At 55.6% G+C, this 18,255-nt stretch carries 14 protein-coding genes; 6 read left to right on the top strand and 8 right to left on the bottom strand.

Annotation, left to right across the window (positions count from 1 at the left end; all coding sequences use genetic code 11):
• Positions 1 to 46: 46 nt before the first annotated feature.
• The gene (locus AC13CY_RS17680; RefSeq protein WP_016916424.1) at positions 47 to 1,090 is read left to right on the top strand and encodes a L,D-transpeptidase family protein; all 1,044 of its coding nucleotides are present in this window, start codon (positions 47 to 49) and stop codon (positions 1,088 to 1,090) included.
• A gap of 126 nt (positions 1,091 to 1,216) precedes the next feature.
• Here the strand turns inward: AC13CY_RS17680 and AC13CY_RS17675 are convergent, their stop codons facing one another.
• The 6 genes from AC13CY_RS17675 to uvrA form a co-directional block, all read right to left on the bottom strand.
• Complete coding sequence (locus AC13CY_RS17675) at positions 1,217 to 1,834, bottom strand: hypothetical protein (RefSeq protein ID WP_232068200.1); 618 nt, start codon at positions 1,832 to 1,834, stop codon at positions 1,217 to 1,219.
• Between the two features lie 806 nt (positions 1,835 to 2,640).
• Positions 2,641 to 3,729 (bottom strand): TniQ family protein, encoded by a 1,089-nt coding sequence (locus tag AC13CY_RS17670; RefSeq protein ID WP_483052837.1) that lies wholly within the window; start codon positions 3,727 to 3,729, stop codon positions 2,641 to 2,643.
• Positions 3,729 to 4,613 carry a TniB family NTP-binding protein gene (locus AC13CY_RS17665; RefSeq protein WP_044630314.1) on the bottom strand — a complete coding sequence of 295 codons (885 nt, stop codon included), beginning with the start codon at positions 4,611 to 4,613 and terminating at the stop codon, positions 3,729 to 3,731. The genes AC13CY_RS17670 and AC13CY_RS17665 overlap by 1 nt, the downstream gene beginning before the upstream one ends.
• On the bottom strand, positions 4,610 to 6,538 hold the full coding sequence (locus tag AC13CY_RS17660; RefSeq protein WP_016916422.1) for a Mu transposase C-terminal domain-containing protein: 1,929 nt from the start codon (positions 6,536 to 6,538) through the stop codon (positions 4,610 to 4,612). The genes AC13CY_RS17665 and AC13CY_RS17660 overlap by 4 nt, the downstream gene beginning before the upstream one ends.
• A complete protein-coding gene (locus AC13CY_RS17655) occupies positions 6,531 to 7,211 on the bottom strand; it encodes a heteromeric transposase endonuclease subunit TnsA (protein WP_044630316.1) in 681 nt (226 codons plus the stop codon). Before AC13CY_RS17655 ends, AC13CY_RS17660 begins: the two co-directional genes overlap by 8 nt.
• Before the next feature lie 242 nt (positions 7,212 to 7,453).
• Positions 7,454 to 10,303 carry an excinuclease ABC subunit UvrA gene (gene uvrA, locus AC13CY_RS17650; protein WP_044630317.1) on the bottom strand — a complete coding sequence of 950 codons (2,850 nt, stop codon included), beginning with the start codon at positions 10,301 to 10,303 and terminating at the stop codon, positions 7,454 to 7,456.
• A 171-nt stretch (positions 10,304 to 10,474) separates the two neighbouring features.
• Between uvrA and AC13CY_RS17645 the strand changes: the two genes are divergently transcribed.
• The 4 genes from AC13CY_RS17645 (at position 10,475) to AC13CY_RS17630 (ending at position 14,224) form a co-directional block, all read left to right on the top strand.
• On the top strand, positions 10,475 to 11,854 hold the full coding sequence (locus AC13CY_RS17645) for an MFS transporter (RefSeq protein ID WP_058579861.1): 1,380 nt from the start codon (positions 10,475 to 10,477) through the stop codon (positions 11,852 to 11,854).
• A 79-nt stretch (positions 11,855 to 11,933) separates the two neighbouring features.
• Positions 11,934 to 12,524: a single-stranded DNA-binding protein gene (ssb, locus tag AC13CY_RS17640; protein ID WP_062360470.1), complete on the top strand. Its 591-nt coding sequence runs from the start codon at positions 11,934 to 11,936 to the stop codon at positions 12,522 to 12,524.
• A gap of 75 nt (positions 12,525 to 12,599) precedes the next feature.
• The gene (locus tag AC13CY_RS17635; RefSeq protein ID WP_062360473.1) at positions 12,600 to 13,493 is read left to right on the top strand and encodes a sugar nucleotide-binding protein; all 894 of its coding nucleotides are present in this window, start codon (positions 12,600 to 12,602) and stop codon (positions 13,491 to 13,493) included.
• Positions 13,490 to 14,224, top strand: coding sequence for a lysophospholipid acyltransferase family protein (locus AC13CY_RS17630; RefSeq protein WP_062360475.1), 735 nt, complete (start codon positions 13,490 to 13,492; stop codon positions 14,222 to 14,224). Before AC13CY_RS17635 ends, AC13CY_RS17630 begins: the two co-directional genes overlap by 4 nt.
• A gap of 61 nt (positions 14,225 to 14,285) precedes the next feature.
• On the opposite strand, the gene fabB is transcribed toward AC13CY_RS17630, so the two are convergent.
• Both fabB and fabA read right to left on the bottom strand, forming a co-directional pair.
• The gene (fabB, locus tag AC13CY_RS17625; protein ID WP_289110571.1) at positions 14,286 to 15,503 is read right to left on the bottom strand and encodes a beta-ketoacyl-ACP synthase I; all 1,218 of its coding nucleotides are present in this window, start codon (positions 15,501 to 15,503) and stop codon (positions 14,286 to 14,288) included.
• A 12-nt stretch (positions 15,504 to 15,515) separates the two neighbouring features.
• Complete coding sequence (gene fabA, locus AC13CY_RS17620) at positions 15,516 to 16,031, bottom strand: 3-hydroxyacyl-[acyl-carrier-protein] dehydratase FabA (RefSeq protein WP_289136518.1); 516 nt, start codon at positions 16,029 to 16,031, stop codon at positions 15,516 to 15,518.
• A 270-nt stretch (positions 16,032 to 16,301) separates the two neighbouring features.
• On the opposite strand from fabA, the gene AC13CY_RS17615 reads away from it, so the two are divergent.
• The gene (locus tag AC13CY_RS17615) at positions 16,302 to 18,140 is read left to right on the top strand and encodes a putative bifunctional diguanylate cyclase/phosphodiesterase (RefSeq protein WP_213262451.1); all 1,839 of its coding nucleotides are present in this window, start codon (positions 16,302 to 16,304) and stop codon (positions 18,138 to 18,140) included.
• Positions 18,141 to 18,255: the final 115 nt, after the last annotated feature.

Genomic DNA, 18,255 nt, shown 5'->3' with positions numbered 1-18,255 from the left:
CTTGGCAAAGAACGCAGCAATACTTAAGAGATTCCTCCCATGGCCAATGCAGATCGGCTTCATCGTGAGTGTGATGGTTTCGTTTCTGGCATGGCTCCCTGTCGCCATGGCGGCACAACCTTCCACTGCCCAGGAGACGGAATGGCCCAAGGGGCATTACCCGCTACCTGAGGAAGGCAATATTATCGGAGAGGCTGACACCTTCATCGTGAAGAATTACGAGGATACTCTGATTGATATTGCCAGACGTCACAACCTTGGCTACCAGGAGATTGTACGTGCTAACCCAGAGGTCAGTATTTGGGTGCCCGGAGTGGGTACTGAAGTAACCATTCCAGGACGCTTCATCCTGCCGAATGTCGAGCGTACTGGGGTCGTCATCAATATCGCCGAGCTGCGGCTTTACTACTACCCAGATGTCAAAACCGGTGAGACACCGCGCGTTGAGACCTATCCTATCGGCATCGGTCGCGAAGGGTTTGATACACCCCTTGGTGTGACCGAGACCACCATGAACATTAAAAACCCCGCATGGTACCCGCCTGAGTCGGTAAAACGTGAAGCGGAAGCACGCGGCGAAACCGCACCAAGCGTTGTACCGCCCGGCCCCGATAACCCGCTAGGAGACCATGCCATCATCCTAGGCTTCGATGGCTATTTGATTCACGGCACCAACCAGCCCGATGGCATTGGCATGCGCGCAAGCCGAGGTTGTATCCGCATGTTACCCAAAGACATCGAATCTATATTTGACCGCATTCCACCCGGCACCCAAGTCAACATCATCAATCAGCCGATCAAGATAGGTTGGGAAGGCGGTCAGCCGCTGATTCAAGCCTTTCCGCCGCTTGGAGAAGAAGAGCACAGTATGACCGCACTCACAGAGACCATGACACGCCTTAACCAATACAATGTCGATAACGTAAACCTCGATTACGAGCAGCTCAGCGATGTCCTGTCACTCTCTAACGGGCTTATAACCCCACTACATCCAAAGCAGGAACAGGAGCCACAGCGCCACAGCCCAGAAGAGAAGGCTATCAAGGGCATTTATGAAGACCTGGTTTTGACGTCATCTCAACGGTCATGACACGCCTTTTGGCACCCCGTTGAGCCCTGGCATATAGGTAGAGAGCCATAGCCCCGTCCAAACGGCGGGGCGACATTCGCCTACAGAGTCGCGGGGCCCTCCAAGTGACTGCGCGCTATCAGTGTCTTAGCACTCAATATCCAGAGGCAGCCAGTAGGTAACGCCACCCACTACCACCTGTATCCCGTCTGTCGTCCGCTCTACGGTCTGTTGTCGAAGCATTTTCTGCGTTAATTTTGTGTCATGGAAATACTCCATGGCAGCAACGATCCATGCCTCCCTCCAGGCCTCTCCTTGATCAGCACACCGGGCCATCGTCATCAGGGTGCGGGCTAGTGTTTCTTTTCGCCGCTTTCTTGCCCGTTTTACATCCACCCGAGGAGCCAACGTGGTGGCATGTTGGCGATTTAAGAAATTAGTAAACCCCGTGACCGAGGCTGCTTGTCCGGGCACCGCATGCAAATAGTTGTCCACATCGCCCTGTTGAGGCAGTCGCTGCCCCTCCCGGTCAGTAGCGAGTAGCAATGCGGCTGCCGCTCTTAGTGCAAGTCGTGCGGAGGTGTGGGACGTTTTGCCCGCCTCTATACGGGTTTCCAATTGCAGCCAATAGGCTTGCAGCACTTGGTCTGATAGCGAAGCGAACGGCATAGAACTGAGACACGCTTGAATACGTCTTTTCTCTGAGTCGATCCGCTTTGCTTGGTGATCCGGCTCTACCCCTTGCTCTTCATGCAACCATCGCATGGGAAGCCTCACACGCCGCAAGCCCTCCGCCCCGAAGTGATGAAGTAGCTCCGAATAGCTCGGTATCCGTGACCATGCCTGGTCGAGCTCAAGGAAGAACGAGAAGAAATGATTGATCTTGAGGGCAGCCTTATGCGGCCCAGTGATACGAATCAGCCATTCACCAAATTCCCCAAAGGCCTCACTTAACGCTTTGGTAGTGATACCGGCTTGGCCAATGGTGATGCGTTTACGGCATGTTCGCGTCCAATAGCAGGGCTCACAGGCATCACCTCGACCCGCTGGCATGGGATTACCACACGATGGGCAGGCAATTTCCCCTTGCTCATTACAGGCTTTGCACAACGCATCCCCGTTGGGTGCCACCACCAATAAACGATGTCGACGACATGCAGAACAGGTACCGTGGTCTGCTGTCGAACAGCGTGGACATAAGCGATGATCATGCCCCATACGCGCCACTCGGGTAAGACGTTGAGATGCTTTCCCACACGCCTCGCAGGGCTCTGGTTCTTTGAAATAGGGAGCGCAGGCGATACAGACAGGGCCGTAGGGAGTGACCTTGCCGATGTTGTAGTCTGAACTGGCTTTTCCACATCGTGCACACGGTTTGTCAACGTTGCACTGACGACAGACGGCGTCTGGGTCATTCTTAGGCAGACGGGCTAACTCACCACATCGTGGGCACATCCGCCGCTTAAACACACGAGCATAGCAAGTTGAACAGTAGCCGTGCCCTTTATGGCGTCGCCACAATTTGGAGACTTCTCGGCCACACTCATCGCAGTCGACCGTTTGGTGTTGATTCAAGAGGTTGGCTCCGCTTTCATTCTGCGTTTTAAACGCGCCCATGAGGCTCTAACAGCGCGTTCCGACATGGGGCGACAAGCCGGGGGAACACGGCGGCGATGCGGCCCATGAGGGTGGTGAGATAACCGTGATAGCAGCGGCAACAACACAACGGGGGGCGACCTTCGGGGATCATGAAGCGCGCTCGTTTTGACATTGCACGCGACCAGAACGCTGAACGTTTCTTCAAGGCCCATACTGAGCAAGCGTTCCAACGCTACCAATAAGGCACTACGCTCGCTGACAGCCAGCAGCTCAAACGCCAGGCCAGACACAGGCATTCGGCAATCCGTAACCGAAATGCCCAATGAAAGAAGCGCATCGGCCAGGGGTGACACAGGCCGCCGACTTGCACGCCGTATAACGCCAATAAAAAAGGCCACCATAGAAAACCAATCGGCGGGTGCGATAGAGGCCTGCCTAAACGTCACCTTATCCTGTTCTAACACACGATCAGCCATCACTTGAACACTGAACGCTTCAGGTAAAGGCAACGTGCATACCGCCTTTCTAAAATCGTTATGACACCGGCTGCATTGAGCTAAATGTTGATCTTCCGCTGTCAGGCGATGGGGCTCTATAGGGGCCTTGCATGCTGGGCACTCATCTACCAGCTGCACCCCATGAAAGCGGCACCCAGTGTGCCAAGCGAATCGCCAGTGCCGGCGCAAGTAGGGGGTTGAGTCCTCTGCCAAGCACAACGTGCATACCTGTTGTCCTCCATGGCGGGTTCGATTTCGGCTGCCGAGTGCCAACAACCAGGGCCAAGTCCGGGTTTCCGGTAACGAGTAACCGACCACTTTCTCACAATCGTCCCGCATCCCCGCTTTCTGAAACTTAGCGGAAGATATCCCCGAGGCATTCACTAATGGGCGCATTCTTGCGAGGGGTATTTCCCTATCAATGTCCCTCGTCCATATACGCCATGTTGGCCAAATAGCCCCGGTGAGCGACAAAGGATCACACCCCTGTCGCAACGCCGCCCGAACGAGCCATGATGAAAGGGACTCCTCAGGCAGCAGGGGCACACTCAGCGCCCAGGTCATTACAGCATCACTTCCCTAATGCCACGGGTGGGCCGCACCCATGATTTACTCTGAATAATTTTCTCATCGATGCACTCAGCTCCAGACAAAATAGCGGCATTTGCACACTCAATCAGCAGCCGGTGCAGGTCACCCAAATTACCGCCAGAAATCGCGTGGAGCTGGGTCGCCAATTGGGGCTCATGCAGTTGGGAAGGATGTTTGAGAGGTAATATCTTCTCAAAGCCAGCGAGCAGCTTCTGAAACTCCTGATTGAGCTCCCACTTTGGTAACGCGACCACATCAAAGCGACTCGCATGCTGTGGGTCTGAATGCAGCACACGCACAGCATCTTGCGTCCCCACACCAACGATGGGAATCATTAGCTCATTGCATAAAAGCTTAATGGCATTCATCGTTTCGCGCTGCTTAACAGCACCACCGGTTAACAGAGAGTGAAACTCATCGATGATCAGTAAGCGCGTATGGCAAGCACGCAGTTGATGAATCACCTGGTAGCGCAGCTTGGGAACAGGATCTGTAGGCTGGTAGGGAGCCCAGAAACTCTCTAGCACTGCGATATACAGACTTTTCTCATCGGCACTCGGGGGAGCCTGAGTGACAACAACAGGCTTCACGGGCTCTACGTCTTCATTCACGTAGCCTTCACCGTACTGCTTACGAAACCGTTGAACGATGGTTGTCTTTCCGTTGTTGGAGTCACCCACGAGCAAGAGGTTAGGCATACGAGGACGACTGGGCTTCTCCATCAACCCACGCATGACCTCAATGACACGATTGGCCAATGGATAGCCCAACCAGCGCGGTTGATCCATAAACTCCATTCGCTCTTTAGCGGACAGCCCCAAGACGTGACGAAGATCAGGATGAAGGTGTGTGCTCATGCTATGTCCCAGTTCACATCGATATCACCCGTTAAAAGACCGTCCCCTTGAGCGGGTGTCTCTTTAGGGGCCGCAGTTGAGGGCGCATGTAAAAGGGGATCTGCAGGCGTCACCTTCTTCTCATGCTCTTTACGTCGTTGTGCCTGACGGCGACTTCGCTTAGTACGTGCTTGCGACTCCTCCACATGGGTTCGCAGCTCACTAATAGCGCGTAGAATTTCAGTCTCATTGACCGAGTTTCTTCCTTCCTGCCGAAGGCGCGCTTTAGCTTGGGCATACTCCCAAACACTCATCGAGGGGAGGGCAAGATTGGCAAAGGGCACGCGAAAATAGTGCCCGAGCTCCGGGTCTTTGAACCAAATGACACTAATGTCGCGAGGGTCGCGCCGGAAAACAAAGGTGCGTTTCTTGTCTGGCATGTCTGGATCTTTGGCATTGATCCAAGGTCTTAGCGCTTCATCGTAATAGTTTATGCCATCGATGGTCACACCAAAGGTCTGGATCGTACGCTGAAAGCTGGGCAAAAAATCGAGCAATACAGAGAGCCTGTCAGCAGGCCTCGGCGCTAATCCCACTCCCTGCACATCCGCATTGCCAAACACACCAATTTCCCACTTTTTCATCGGCGACATACCAATCCCAGAATGAAGGCGCTGGTGGTAAACCTTGCAAATCAACGTCACCAGCCACTCTTCAAACTCGCTTTTCGTCATGGCCGCGTGCTTCTCTGGATCGTATCCCTCTTTCTCTTTAATGGAGGAGAAGGTCGTCCCAGGCAGGTTATGGATTTCCTTTAGAAGAGAGCCCAGTACCCGCTCAATGTGGCCACCATAACGAGGCTGCTTAACAGGCCGAAACTCAAGGTTGACCCCATAGGCTAGGCATGAGCGCCGAAACGTCTCAGAGCGAAAATCTGGGCCGTTATCGACATGAATCGTGGCGGGTGTGCCCCATACCGGCCACTCAGCCTCCACATTATGCAGTAGCAACCACTCATCTTTAGGAAGCATGGAGTGCGCCACACACATGCCGACAGATGTTTCAGAGGGCGGGTCAAACGACAAGTAATACCCCGTGACCATGCGAGTAAACACGTCCATGGCCAACGTAATCCATGGGCGACCAATCGGCTTGCGATACACGTCATCGACCAAAATAATATCGGCAGGCGTGTGGTCAATCTGCATAACGGCTAACGGATAGTCCGCATTGGGAAATTTTCCGGCAGCCGGCTGGAACTTGTTAATGGCTTTGTCTCTAAAACCATGGCCACGCAACCGGTCACGCTCTGGGATATCACGCAGACGAGCACGAACGGTACCAGGGCTCGGCGGGTCGATGCGCCGTTCATGGCAGCGCCGCATGACTTCCTGTACCGCTTTTTGTGCGGACGGACGCTGCAGCGTCAAATACACCTCTTTGATGACTTCCTGAATCACTGCCTCGGCATGCGCGGGAATACGCGACTTTCCCTTCTTCCACCCTGGCTTTTGAGGAATCAATGCGAGCACCGAGCCCGTCGCTTTATACCGCTTCAACCAACGGTAGATCGTAGCCGTATCAACCCCCGTTTGTTTCGCACGCTCCTCCGCTGCATCCCGCCCCACCGTATGGCGATCCACCAAGGGCTTAATGATGGAAAAGCGATGCTCGGCCTCCCGCCAATCGGCATCCCCAATCTCGGACATATCCTGCTCAGGGGATACGGACCCGCTATTGAGAGGCGCTAGTTCTTTGATGCGAAGCGGGCAACTACGCCCGGACTCAACGGCAATGCCAATGACTGTCTCAAAATCGAGCACCTGGGAAATTCGGTAAACGGTGCCATCTTTCTGAACCTGCTCACCCACCATAATCTGCAAGTGTTGGCGTGTTTGGGCGACGCCGTTATTGGGTTCAGTTGCGCTGCCACGATGGTTATTCATAATCGGGTACCCATACCTCCGATAGAGGACTGAAGGATTGGGCCATATCGCAATCTAACTGCCGAGTCGCCAGTAGATGCCATAAATGCGCAATCCCCTCTGCCCGGTAAATATCGCCCATAAAGTGCCGAGAAAGCAGGTAATCCAAGGTCGCCACCCCCATTTCCCTCACCGTGTTGAGGACTGCCTGGCTTTCGACAGAGGGAAACACCATCCGCTTGTAGCGCGCTAGGAAGGTAATGTTGTCCAAGGTCTTATCACGAATGCGGCTTTCATCATGAATGCGAAACGCCCAGCCCTCATTGTTGGCATGCCGTATCGCCGCCTTCCATTTAGGCGACCATTCACGCCAATGTGCTTGCCACTTTTCCCGTGGTTTGACTTCCACCAGGAGAGGTTTCGGGTAGTCCTTGTAATGACGGTTACCGAGACGGTAATAAACTAAATAATCCGGCGTGTAGGTGTAACGCCTACCGGTCACTGGATGATGAAACGAGATCTCGCACGGCTGGGATATCACACCAAGGACGCTCACATCAAAGTCAGCCTTTATGAGGAAATCACGTTCGAGCGTCGACTCGAACGCAATAGACTCCTCCCCGCGAAAGGCATAGTAGCCAGACACACTTCGTCGGGTAGGGCCGATTTTACGAACAGATGTAGGCAGTGGCATGAGCAGTCGCACCAAATGTTGAATAAAACGTGGCCTGTCGCAGCAATTGCTATTAATTCTGTCGCATTCAATCCTGCATAGACTACCATAATAGCCCGATATTACGCCCTGAGGGTCGCACTAATTGCTGAAAATGACAACTGGACTTAAGCCTAGAATGTCCGCCAGCTGCTCCTGGGAGAGCGGCAGGCGGAATTGGCCACTAATATCGTGATTGGCTTCGGGCACCGGGTAGCTAAGCGCTAGGAAGTGGATGATGCGCGTTTGGCCCGCTCCAGTAGTGGCGCCAGGAAGCGCCCGGTATGCGAAACGCTCTGCTTGGCAATCTGCTCGGGCGTGCCCTCAGCAATAATTTGCCCGCCGCCAGAGCCACCTTCCGGCCCAAGATCAATGAGCCAGTCGGCGGTTTTGATTACATCCAAGTTGTGCTCAATCACGACAATCGTATTGCCGTGATCGCGCAGTCGGTGGAGTACGGTCAGCAGCTGGCGAATATCTTCAAAATGTAGGCCTGTGGTAGGTTCATCCAAAATGTAGAGCGTTTTGCCGGTGTCGCGCTTAGCTAGCTCTCGGGCCAGTTTGACACGCTGTGCTTCACCGCCGGATAACGTGGTGGCGCTTTGCCCTAAGCGAATATACGAGAGCCCTACGTCCATTAGCGTTTGCAGGCGGCGGGCAATGGCGGGCACCGGGCTGAAGAATGCCAGCGCGTCTTCCACGGTCATTTCCAGCACTTCGTGGATGGTCTTGCCTTTATAGTGAATATCCAGCGTTTCGCGGTTGTAACGCTTACCTTTACATACATCGCAGGGTACGTAGATATCCGGCAGGAAGTGCATCTCTACCTTGATCATGCCCTCGCCCTGACACGCTTCACAGCGCCCGCCCTTAACGTTAAAGCTGAAGCGGCCCGGCTTATAGCCCCGCGAGCGCGCCTCTTGGGTACCCGCAAATAGCTCGCGAATGGGCGTGAAAATACCGGTGTACGTCGCAGGGTTAGAGCGCGGCGTACGGCCAATGGGGCTCTGGTCGATATCGATCACTTTATCGAGCTGATCAAGCCCTTCAACCTTCTCATAGGGCGCTGGGGTCAAGGTGGTGGCGCGGTTAAGCTCACGGGCGGCAATGGGCATCAGCGTGCCGTTAATCAGCGTTGATTTACCCGAGCCAGAAACCCCCGTCACGGCAATAAACAGCCCCAAAGGCAGGCTCAGCGTGACGTTTTGCAGGTTATTGCCTGTCGCGCCGCGCACGACCAACTGCTTTTCCGGATTGCTGGGAATACGGTAGGGCGGCACGGCGATTTCACGAGTGCCGGAAAGATACTGACCGGTGAGCGAGTTGGGGTTATCCATCACTTGCTGGGGCGTGCCTTGGGCGACGATTTCACCGCCATGAACACCGGCGCCGGGGCCGATATCCAGCACATGGTCCGCCGCGCGAATGGCGTCTTCGTCGTGTTCGACCACAATCACGGTATTGCCCAGGTCGCGCAGTCGCTCCAGGGTTTTCAACAGGCGGTCATTGTCCCGCTGATGCAGGCCGATAGAGGGCTCGTCCAGAATGTACATGACGCCCACCAGCCCCGCGCCGATTTGGCTAGCCAGACGGATACGCTGGGCTTCGCCGCCGGAGAGGGTGTCGGCGCTGCGCTCTAGGTTCAGGTAGTCCAGGCCCACGTTGACCAGGAACTCTAGGCGCGCGTGAATCTCGTTGACGATCTTGTCGGCAATTTCGCCTTTACGCCCCGGCAGGGCCAGCTCGGCAAAGTAGCGCCACGCGTCGCCAATCGGCAGGTGAACGATATCCGCAATGTTGTGGTCATCCACGTACACATGGCGCGACTCTTTGCGCAGCCGCGAGCCGCCGCAGGTGGTACACGGCTGCACGGCGATATACTTGGCGAGATCATCACGCACCATGTTGGATTCGGTTTCCCGATAGCGGCGCTGCATGTTGGGCAGCACGCCTTCAAAGGCATGCTCCCGGGTGACTTTGCGGCCGCGATCCCCCACGTACACGAACGGAATTTGCTCATTGCCGCTACCGTTGAGGATGATCTCACGCTCGTGGCGAGCCAGCTCCTGCCAGGGGGTTTCCAGCTCGAAGCGGTAGTGCTTGGCGAGTGCCTGCAACTGGGTGAAATAGTAAATGTTGCGCCGATCCCAGCCTTTAATGACGCCTTCTGCGAGGGAAAGCTCTGGATGGCTAATCAGCTTATCTGGGTCAAAGTACTGCTGAACGCCGAGGCCATCACAGGTAGGGCAGGCGCCCGCAGGGTTGTTAAAAGAGAACATGCGCGGCTCAAGCTCTGAGAGCGAGTAGCCACATACCGGGCAGGCAAAGCGCGAGGAGAAGGCGAGGTCTTCCTGCTCGCCATCCATAAAGTGAATCATCGCCGTGCCGTCGGCCAGGTTTAGCGCGGTCTCAAACGATTCCGCTAAGCGCTGGGCGATATCGTCGCGCACTTTAAAGCGGTCCACTACCACGCTGATATCGTGTTTTTTACGCTTATCCAATGGTGCGATGTCGTCGAGTTCGAGCACTTGACCGTCGATCTGCACCCGCACGAACCCCTGGGCACGCAGCTCGCTGAGCAATTGTAAATGCTCGCCTTTGCGGCCCTTCACCATAGGGGCCAGCAGCATTAGCTTGGTGCCCTCGGCGAGGTTCATTACCTGATCGACCATCTGCGAAATGGTCTGGGCTTCTAAGTCTTCACCGTGCTCTGGGCAACGGGGCGTGCCTGCGCGGGCAAACAGCAGACGCAGGTAGTCGTAGATTTCGGTGATAGTGCCCACGGTTGAGCGCGGGTTGTGGGAGGTGGATTTCTGCTCAATAGAGATCGCAGGAGAGAGACCTTCGATGTGGTCCACATCGGGCTTCTCCATCATCGAGAGGAATTGGCGTGCATAGGTAGAGAGCGACTCCACGTAGCGACGCTGCCCCTCGGCATAGAGCGTGTCAAACGCCAGCGATGACTTACCGGAACCGGAAAGCCCGGTAATGACGATAAGCTTGTCGCGAGGCAGCTCCACATCGATCTGCTTGAGGTTGTGGGTGCGGGCACCCCTGACCAGAATGCTGTCCATCAACACCTCGAATCGCGTGGCAAAAGCGTAATTATACGATTGCTGTCCCCTTCCCGGCAAAACTGTCTCTGCCTGCGTCACCGCGCTTGGCGTTTCCAGCGTGATGACAAAGCGCTAGAATGGGGGGTTACCTCAGGCCGTTCTGGCCCATCCACCATACACAAGGGCACTATGCGCAAGGTTTCCGCACTGCTGCTGGCCGCTGAACGCCGTGCAATCAGCGGCTTGGCCGGCCTTTATGCGTCTCGTATGCTGGGACTGTTCATGGTTCTGCCGGTGCTCGCGCTTTATGCCGACACGTTGACAGGCGCTACGCCGCTACTGGTTGGCGTGGCGTTAGGCATTTATGGCTTAACCCAGGCGACGCTGCAAATCCCGTTTGGTTTGCTCTCTGACCGCATTGGTCGTAAGCGTGTCATTGCGATGGGGCTGCTGATTTTTGCTTTTGGCAGCGTGGTAGCGGCCATGGCAGATAGCATTGGCGGGGTAATTTTAGGTCGCGCCCTTCAGGGGGGCGGTGCCGTGGCGGCCGCCATAATGGCTCTATTGGCAGATCAAACCCGCGAGCAGGTACGCACGGCGGCCATGGCCACCATTGGCCTTTCGATCGGCGTATCGTTTGCCATTGCCATGGTGCTTGGTCCTTGGTTAGCCTCCTGGGCGGGGCTCTCTGGGGTGTTTTGGTTTACCGCACTCCTAACATTGGTGGGACTGTTAGTCCTTTGGCGCTGGGTGCCGCCTGCGCCGCGCCGGTTACGCCACCGTGACGTAGGGCTGGACCGGAAGCAGTTTAAAAGTGTGATTACCCGGCCGGATTTGTGGCGGCTTGATCTATCGATTTTTGCGCTGCATCTTGTCCTCATGGCAATCTTTGTGGCTATCCCCTTCCGCTTACTCAATGCGGGGGTAGCAGTGGAGTACCATGGATTAGCCTACCTAGGCATTATGGCACTCTCTTTTGTGGCGATGGTGCCGCTGGTGATCATAGCGGAAAAGCGCCAGCGTATGAGGCTGATGTGCCTATTGGCGATTGGAGCCATCGCTGCCAGCCTAGCCAGCCTAGGGTTGTCGCTTTCCCAGGGGCATTGGCTGTTTGTTTGGCTGTTTGTTTTCTTTACCGGCTTTAATTTGCTGGAGGCAACGCTGCCTTCCATGCTTAGCAAGTTGGCCCCAGCGGGTGCTAAGGGCACCGCAATGGGGGTGTATTCCACCAGCCAGTTTCTCGGCGCTTTTTTAGGTGGCACGTTGGGCGGCTTGCTGGCGAATACCTGGGGGCTTAACGCGGTATTTATTGGTTGCGCGGTGCTAGCGCTGGCGTGGTGGGTAGCCATGTGGCGGATGCCTTCTCCTCCGCCGCTCTCCAGCGAGGTGGTGGCGTTACACGATACGCAGCCTGATGCGATCAACTTATTGATGGAGCATCTTGCCGACGTGGTTGGTGTGGAAGATGTGATGGTCGTGCCGGAGGAGCGCCTCATGTATTTGAAGGTAAACCGCAAAGAACTCGATCAAGCGGCGCTGGCAAAACTGATTCCACCGCCGCGACCCTAAAGAATGAGCGCTCACCTGCTAAAAACAGCAGGTAGCGACCTACTCAGTTATTTGTCCGATTACGTAAAGGAGCGACCTCATGGCGCGCGGTATTAACAAAGTTATTTTGATTGGCAACCTGGGCCAAGATCCTGAAGTGCGATTCACCCCTTCTGGCACAGCGGTAGCAAACTTAAACCTAGCCACTTCCGATACCTGGATGGATCGCCAAAGTGGCCAGCGCCAGGAGCGCACCGAGTGGCATCGCGTGGTGCTATTCAACAAAACCGCTGAAATCGCCCAGCAGTACCTTAAAAAAGGCTCAAAAGTGTATATTGAGGGCCGCCTGCAAACGCGCAAATGGCAGGACCAGAACGGTCAAGATCGTTACAGCACGGAGATCGTGGCTAACGATATGCAAATGCTGGATAGCCGTGGCGGCGACTTCCAGGGCGGTGGTGCCCCGCAGGGTGGCTACGCTCAGCAGGCCCCGGCTCAGCAAGCGCCTCCTCAACAGAACTATGGCCAAAACCTGCCCCAGCAGGGCGGCTACCCGCCTCAGGGTGGGGCCCCTCAGCGAGGTGGACAGCCCGCGCCGCAGCAGCAGCCGGCACCGAATAACCAAAACAACAGCTATGGCGCCCCCGATCCGGGTAATTTTGATGATTTCGACGACGAAATTCCGTTCTAAAAAGTACCTTACACACGTTCGTCGATGCGTGGCGCAGTTGCCGCCACGGTTTTGGGTTGAGGGGGAGAGGCTGTCTTGAAGCTGCTGATACTAGATGCCGGGCACTGCTTAAGTTTAGCGCTAGCCCGTGAAGCGAGCCGGCGCGCGGATACCGAGCTAGTCATTGAGCAAGGCCTTGCTGTTTCGCCGAGTCAGCTACAGGCGATAGCGCCCGATGCGGTGCTCATTCCCCCGCTGGCGCACCCGCTGAGCATGACGCCCGCCGAGGTGAAAGCCCATGCGGATGCTGTTGATCGCTGTGTGGATGCCTGCCAAGCCCAAGACGTGGCGCTGGTGTGGTGTGTCTCGGATCAGCTTTATGAAGAGGGATTTGATATCCCGATTGATGAGCATGTCGTGCCTGCCCCACGTGATGAGTGTTTGCGTCGATTGGTGCAAACAGGCGATCGTATCCGTGCCGAATACCATCGCCATCTGATTGTGCGCTTAGGGCCGCTGTTTGCGTTGGAAGGTAGCCACGCCTGGCTAAGTGAAATTATCGACAGCTTTATCACGGGGCAGACGGTGCGCGCAGCAGAGGACGTAGTGTTTTGCCCCACCTCTGCCGACGCGGTCGCCATGGCGTTGATTGGCATGCTACAGCAGCAGGCCTGCGGCGCTGACGCCTGGGGAGCCTATCATTTGGCGGGCACTGAGCCGGTCAGTGCGTTCACTTTTACATCAATGGTGCGTACTCAGCTGGCCACTCACCTAGAAGGGCGTGGCGAACATATTGATTTAGGGGAGATACAGGCCCTTAATCATCATCACGACGCCAAGCTGCGTCGGGTATTAAACTGCCGTCGAGTGTTGGATGTTTTTGGTGTGCATCAAAAACCTTGGCGGCTGGAAGTGGGACGCATGCTAGATGCGTGGTGCTTAACCCGTGACCAGCAGCGTGATGACGTTGGGACAGGAGAGTCAGTTTGATCAATGTGGGTCGCAGCCTGCTGTTTTATTTAGGTTATTTCACTGCCATGCTGCTCATTGGGGTGCTTTTTTTACCCATCGCACCGTTTCTGCCACTGGCGGCTCGCTATCGGCTGTTGAATCTCTACAACTACTTCTTGATGGTGTGGTTCCGCATTGCCTGCGGTGTGCGCTATGAGATTCAGGGGCGGGAAAATATCCCGTCAGGGCCCTGCGTCATTCAAGCCAATCACCAGTGTGAGTGGGAGACGCTCTTTCTGCAGGTGATGAAGCCGCCGGTGTGCACCGTGCTCAAGCGCGAGCTGCTGCGCATTCCCGTTTTTGGGTGGGGGCTGCGCTTGCTACGCCCGATCAGTTTGGATCGCTCCAAGCCCGCGCGAGCCATGAAACAGGTGCTGACGCAGGGCGTCGAACGCCTGGGCACTGGCCTGTCTGTCCTGATTTTCCCAGAGGGCACGCGGGTAGATCCTGGCGTGCGCAAGCGCTATAACAAAAGCGGTAGTGTCGTTGCTTGCCGAGCCGGTGTGCCGGTGCTTCCCGTCGCTCACAATGCCGGTGAGCGCTGGCCTGGTCGTCACTGGGTCAAGCGCCCGGGTGTACTGCGGGTGCGCATTGGAGAGCCCATTGAGACCTCCGGGCGTACGCCCGATGAAGTCTTGGAAGATGTAGAGGCTTGGATAGAGGGTCAGCTACAGGAAATTTCAGAGGTGCCACGGCCAGCGTCTCGCTAATCGTTTTATAACGCAAAACGGCGCCTCGAAAGGCGCCGTTTTTATGCTGCTTAAGTGCTGATCAACCGTTATAGCGCTGGAAGACTAAGCAAGCGTTCGTACCGCCAAAGCCAAAGCTATTAGACAGCACGCGGTCGATGGTGACGTTATCGCGACGCTGGGTCACAATATCGAAGCCATCGGCCTGCTCATCCAGCTGATCAACGTTTGCCGAGGCAGCTACAAAATTGTGCTGCATCATCAACAGTGAGTAGATGGCTTCTTGTACGCCTGTTGCTCCTAGGGAGTGGCCCGTTAGCGACTTGGTCGAGCTCATAGCAGGCGTTGAGTTGCCAAACACATTGCGGATGGCCTTCAACTCAGCCATATCACCAACCGGCGTAGAGGTGCCGTGGGTATTGATATAGTCGATATCGCCCTGCACGGTCGCCATCGCTTGCTGCATACAGCGTGTAGCACCTTCGCCAGAGGGAGCCACCATGTCGTAGCCATCAGACGTTGCGCCATAGCCCACCAGCTCGCCGTAAATCTTCGCGCCACGAGCTTTGGCATGCTCCAGCTCTTCAAGCACCAGCATGCCGCCGCCGCCAGCGATCACAAAGCCGTCGCGCGCCTGGTCGTAGGGGCGAGAAGCCTTGTCAGGCGTGTCGTTATAGTGCGTAGAGAGAGCACCCATGGCGTCGAACAGACACGACAGCGTCCAGTGCTCCTCTTCGCCACCGCCAGCAAAGACGACGTCCTGCTTGCCTAGCTGGATCTGCTCCATGGCATTGCCGATACAGTGAGCTGAGGTTGCGCAGGCGGAAGAGATTGAGTAATTCACACCTTTGATTTTAAACGGCGTTGCCAAGCACGCAGACACTGTGCTGCCCATGGTGCGGGTAACACGGTAGGGGCCTACGCGGCGCAGGCCTTTCTCGCGCATGGCGTCGGCAGCTTCAACTTGGTTGGCGCTTGATGCCCCCCCCGAGCCTGCAATCAGCCCCGTACGCACGTCAGAAACCTGGGCTTCAGTTAGCCCGGCGTCTTCGACTGCTTGAGCCATGGAGACATACGCATAGGCTGCTGCGTCGCCCATAAAGCGGCGCAGTTTGCGGTCGATTAACGCGTCCAAGTCGATATCAACGCTGCCTGCTACATGGCTACGGAAGCCACGCTCAGCGTACTCTTCCTTAAAACGAATACCGCTGCGCCCGTTTTTGAGCGCGTCTAGGACCTGTTGCTGGTCGTTGCCTAAGCACGACACGATGCCAAGGCCGGTGACTACCACTCGTCGCATGGGAGCCTCCTGTTAGAAATTCGCAGTGGAGGTGAATAGGCCAACGCGCAGGTCATTAGCCTGGTAGATGTCGCGTCCGTCAACGGACACGGTGCCGTTAGCAATGCCTAGGATAAGCCGACGAGTGATGACGCGCTTCATATTAATGCGATACGTCACTTTTTGTGCATCGGGCAAAATTTGGCCGCTGAACTTCACTTCGCCACAGCCTAGCGCACGGCCACGGCCAGGATGGCCAAGCCATCCCAGATAGAAGCCCACCAGCTGCCACATCGCATCAAGCCCTAAGCAGCCGGGCATCACTGGATCTCCTGGGAAGTGGCAATCAAAAAACCACAGATCAGGTGCGATATCCAGCTCGGCGATCAGTTCGCCCTTGCCATGCTCACCGCCCTCTTCGTGAATGTGCTTAATGCGATCAAGCATCAGCATGTTAGGAGCTGGCAACTGTGCATTGCCGGGGCCAAATAGTTCGCCGCGCGAGCAGGCCAGCAGTTCTTCGCGATCAAAGGAATGTTGCTTGGTCACTGAGTCGTTCCGAGTATGAAGATGATTGTTGCGCCTAGTCTACTTCCCGAAACCGCTGAATGCACGTCGCGAGCGGCTTATCGTAACGTTCTAACACTTTTTAATGGGTTGTCGATAATCCAGGTTGCCTTATTGTGTTGTTCGGATTAGTGAATTCGCCCAATAAACGGTGTATTGACGTAATATGCTCTATCCAAGATTTTAGTGAGACGGCATGATGTCGTCATCGTTTGTTTTTGTTAGTGACTGATCAGGACAACAAGAATCGCCATGTGGCTGCCTGTCTCTCTTAATCGCCCGTTGGTATGGGTGGCGCTGATGGCGCTACCTGCCTGCGTGTGGATCCCCGGTGCGGCGCTGCGTATGGTCGCGGCTAGCTTCGTTACTTTAGGCTTGTGGGATGCTTGGAACCAAGTGCGTCAGCAGCGTCTGCGCCTGCGCCTTTCACAGGATGCGTTGGGGTTGTCTGGTGATGCGGTGGTCATTAGTGATGTCCAAAACCGTGTGCTAGCGGTGAATCCGGCGTTTACCGAAATTACCGGTTATGAAAGCCAAGAGATGATAGGCCGAAAACTAGACACCCTGGCGGCTCAGCGCCATGACAAAGCGTTTTATGAAAACTTTTGGAGCACCCTAAAAGCCACTGGGCGCTGGGAAGGCGAAATGTGGAACCGTCGCAAACATGGCGATGAGTACCCTGAATGGCTCAAAGTGCGTGCCGTCACCGACAAGCGAGGCAAAATCACCCACTTTATCAGCTGGTTCTCCGATATTTCGGCACAAAAAGCTCGTGAGAACGATTTAAGGCGTATCGGCTATGAAGACCCGCTAACAGGCCTACCTAACCGGCGTCGCTTGCATGACTTAATGGCGTCCAGGCTGCGCCACCTGCGTGCAGGTGAAAGCTTGGATATGGCGTTGATTGATATTGACGGACTTAAGTCGGTTAACGATAGCTTAGGCGTTGAGCAGGGCGACCGGCTGCTGGCTCGATTTGCCCAGCGGCTCACCAGCTATATGGCGGGAAGCGTAGTGGGGCGGCTGGGTGGTGATGAGTTTATGGTGATTCGCACCACCACCTTTGATGACCACGACAAGTGGCTAGGGAATCTGCGCGACCATATGTGCCGCCCCTTCGAGATTAATGAACAGTCGCTACGATTAGGCCTCACCATTGGTAGCTGCCGTGCGCCGGAAGATGGTCAAGATTCCAGCGTGCTGTTTCAGCGTTTAGAGTCAGCGCTTTACAGCGCCAAGCGGCTGGGTCGCAACCACAGCCTGCGGTTTTGCCCCGCGCTGGATAAACAGGATAATCCCCAATTAGCATTAGTCAGCGACCTGCGTGCCGCGCTGATCTCCGGTGACCAGTTAGAGCTTCACTACCAAACCCAACACCATCCCGGTAGCGGTGAGTTGGTAGGTATGGAAGCACTGCTGCGCTGGCGTCACCCCAAAGGTGGCATGATATCGCCGGGAGAGTTTATTCCCCTGGCCGAGCGTCACGGCTTGATGGCAGAGTTAGGCAGTTGGGTGATCGAAAAGGCCTGTGCTCAGCAAGCGCATTGGCAAAATAGCGGCATGCCGAAGACCACTGTTTGGGTCAATATCTCTGCCCTTCAGCTCTTTCAGGGCGATCTAGAAACCCAGCTTGCCACCTGTCTTGAGCGTTACCAGTTAGAGCCGTCACAACTTGGTTTGGAGCTGACCGAATCGGTGTTACTAGACGAACGAGCAGGGGACATGGGGCCACGTCTGCAGGCACTAAGAGAGCTTGGCTACTCAATCGCTATTGACGACTTTGGCACCGGCTACTCGTCGCTGGGATATTTGAAGCGGCTACCAGTAGATAAAATTAAATTAGATCGCGCTTTTATTAGCGAGTTGCCCAACGACCAAGCAGATGCCGCGATTGTTACAGCGGTACTGGCCATGGCAAAAGGCATGGGGCTGGAAGTGATCGCCGAAGGAGTCGAAACCCAGGCCCAGTGTCAGTTCCTGGTAGAAGCAGGCTGCACCCTGGTACAAGGATTTTACTTTGCTAAACCGATGCCCGCCGCCGAGCTTGAGCAGCGCTGGGCACCGCTAACGCAGGCAGAAGGCGCATATTAATTAATCGCTAGCGGCTAAACGCTGAATGTAACGGCTGATGCCCCAGCAGAGCGCTGCCCAGATGACGGCCTGTGCTGGAAGTAGCCACGGTGCCAAGCTAACGTTTGCTAGCGCT

The organism is Vreelandella sp. L-15, assembly GCF_056857635.1.
This window is presented reverse-complemented; position numbering and strand designations above follow the sequence as displayed.

Bases quoted from the DNA above. Each gene is read 5' to 3' on its own strand.
- AC13CY_RS17680 (WP_016916424.1), top strand. From the start codon at position 47: ATGCAGATCGGCTTCATCGTGAGTGTGATGGTTTCGTTTCTGGCATGG.
- AC13CY_RS17675 (WP_232068200.1), bottom strand. From the start codon at position 1,834: ATGCGATGGTTGCATGAAGAGCAAGGGGTAGAGCCGGATCACCAAGCA.
- AC13CY_RS17670 (WP_483052837.1), bottom strand. From the start codon at position 3,729: ATGACCTGGGCGCTGAGTGTGCCCCTGCTGCCTGAGGAGTCCCTTTCA.
- AC13CY_RS17665 (WP_044630314.1), bottom strand. From the start codon at position 4,613: ATGAGCACACACCTTCATCCTGATCTTCGTCACGTCTTGGGGCTGTCC.
- AC13CY_RS17660 (WP_016916422.1), bottom strand. From the start codon at position 6,538: ATGAATAACCATCGTGGCAGCGCAACTGAACCCAATAACGGCGTCGCC.
- AC13CY_RS17655 (WP_044630316.1), bottom strand. From the start codon at position 7,211: ATGCCACTGCCTACATCTGTTCGTAAAATCGGCCCTACCCGACGAAGT.
- uvrA (WP_044630317.1), bottom strand. From the start codon at position 10,303: ATGGACAGCATTCTGGTCAGGGGTGCCCGCACCCACAACCTCAAGCAG.
- AC13CY_RS17645 (WP_058579861.1), top strand. From the start codon at position 10,475: ATGCGCAAGGTTTCCGCACTGCTGCTGGCCGCTGAACGCCGTGCAATC.
- ssb (WP_062360470.1), top strand. From the start codon at position 11,934: ATGGCGCGCGGTATTAACAAAGTTATTTTGATTGGCAACCTGGGCCAA.
- fabB (WP_289110571.1), bottom strand. From the start codon at position 15,503: ATGCGACGAGTGGTAGTCACCGGCCTTGGCATCGTGTCGTGCTTAGGC.
- AC13CY_RS17615 (WP_213262451.1), top strand. From the start codon at position 16,302: ATGTGGCTGCCTGTCTCTCTTAATCGCCCGTTGGTATGGGTGGCGCTG.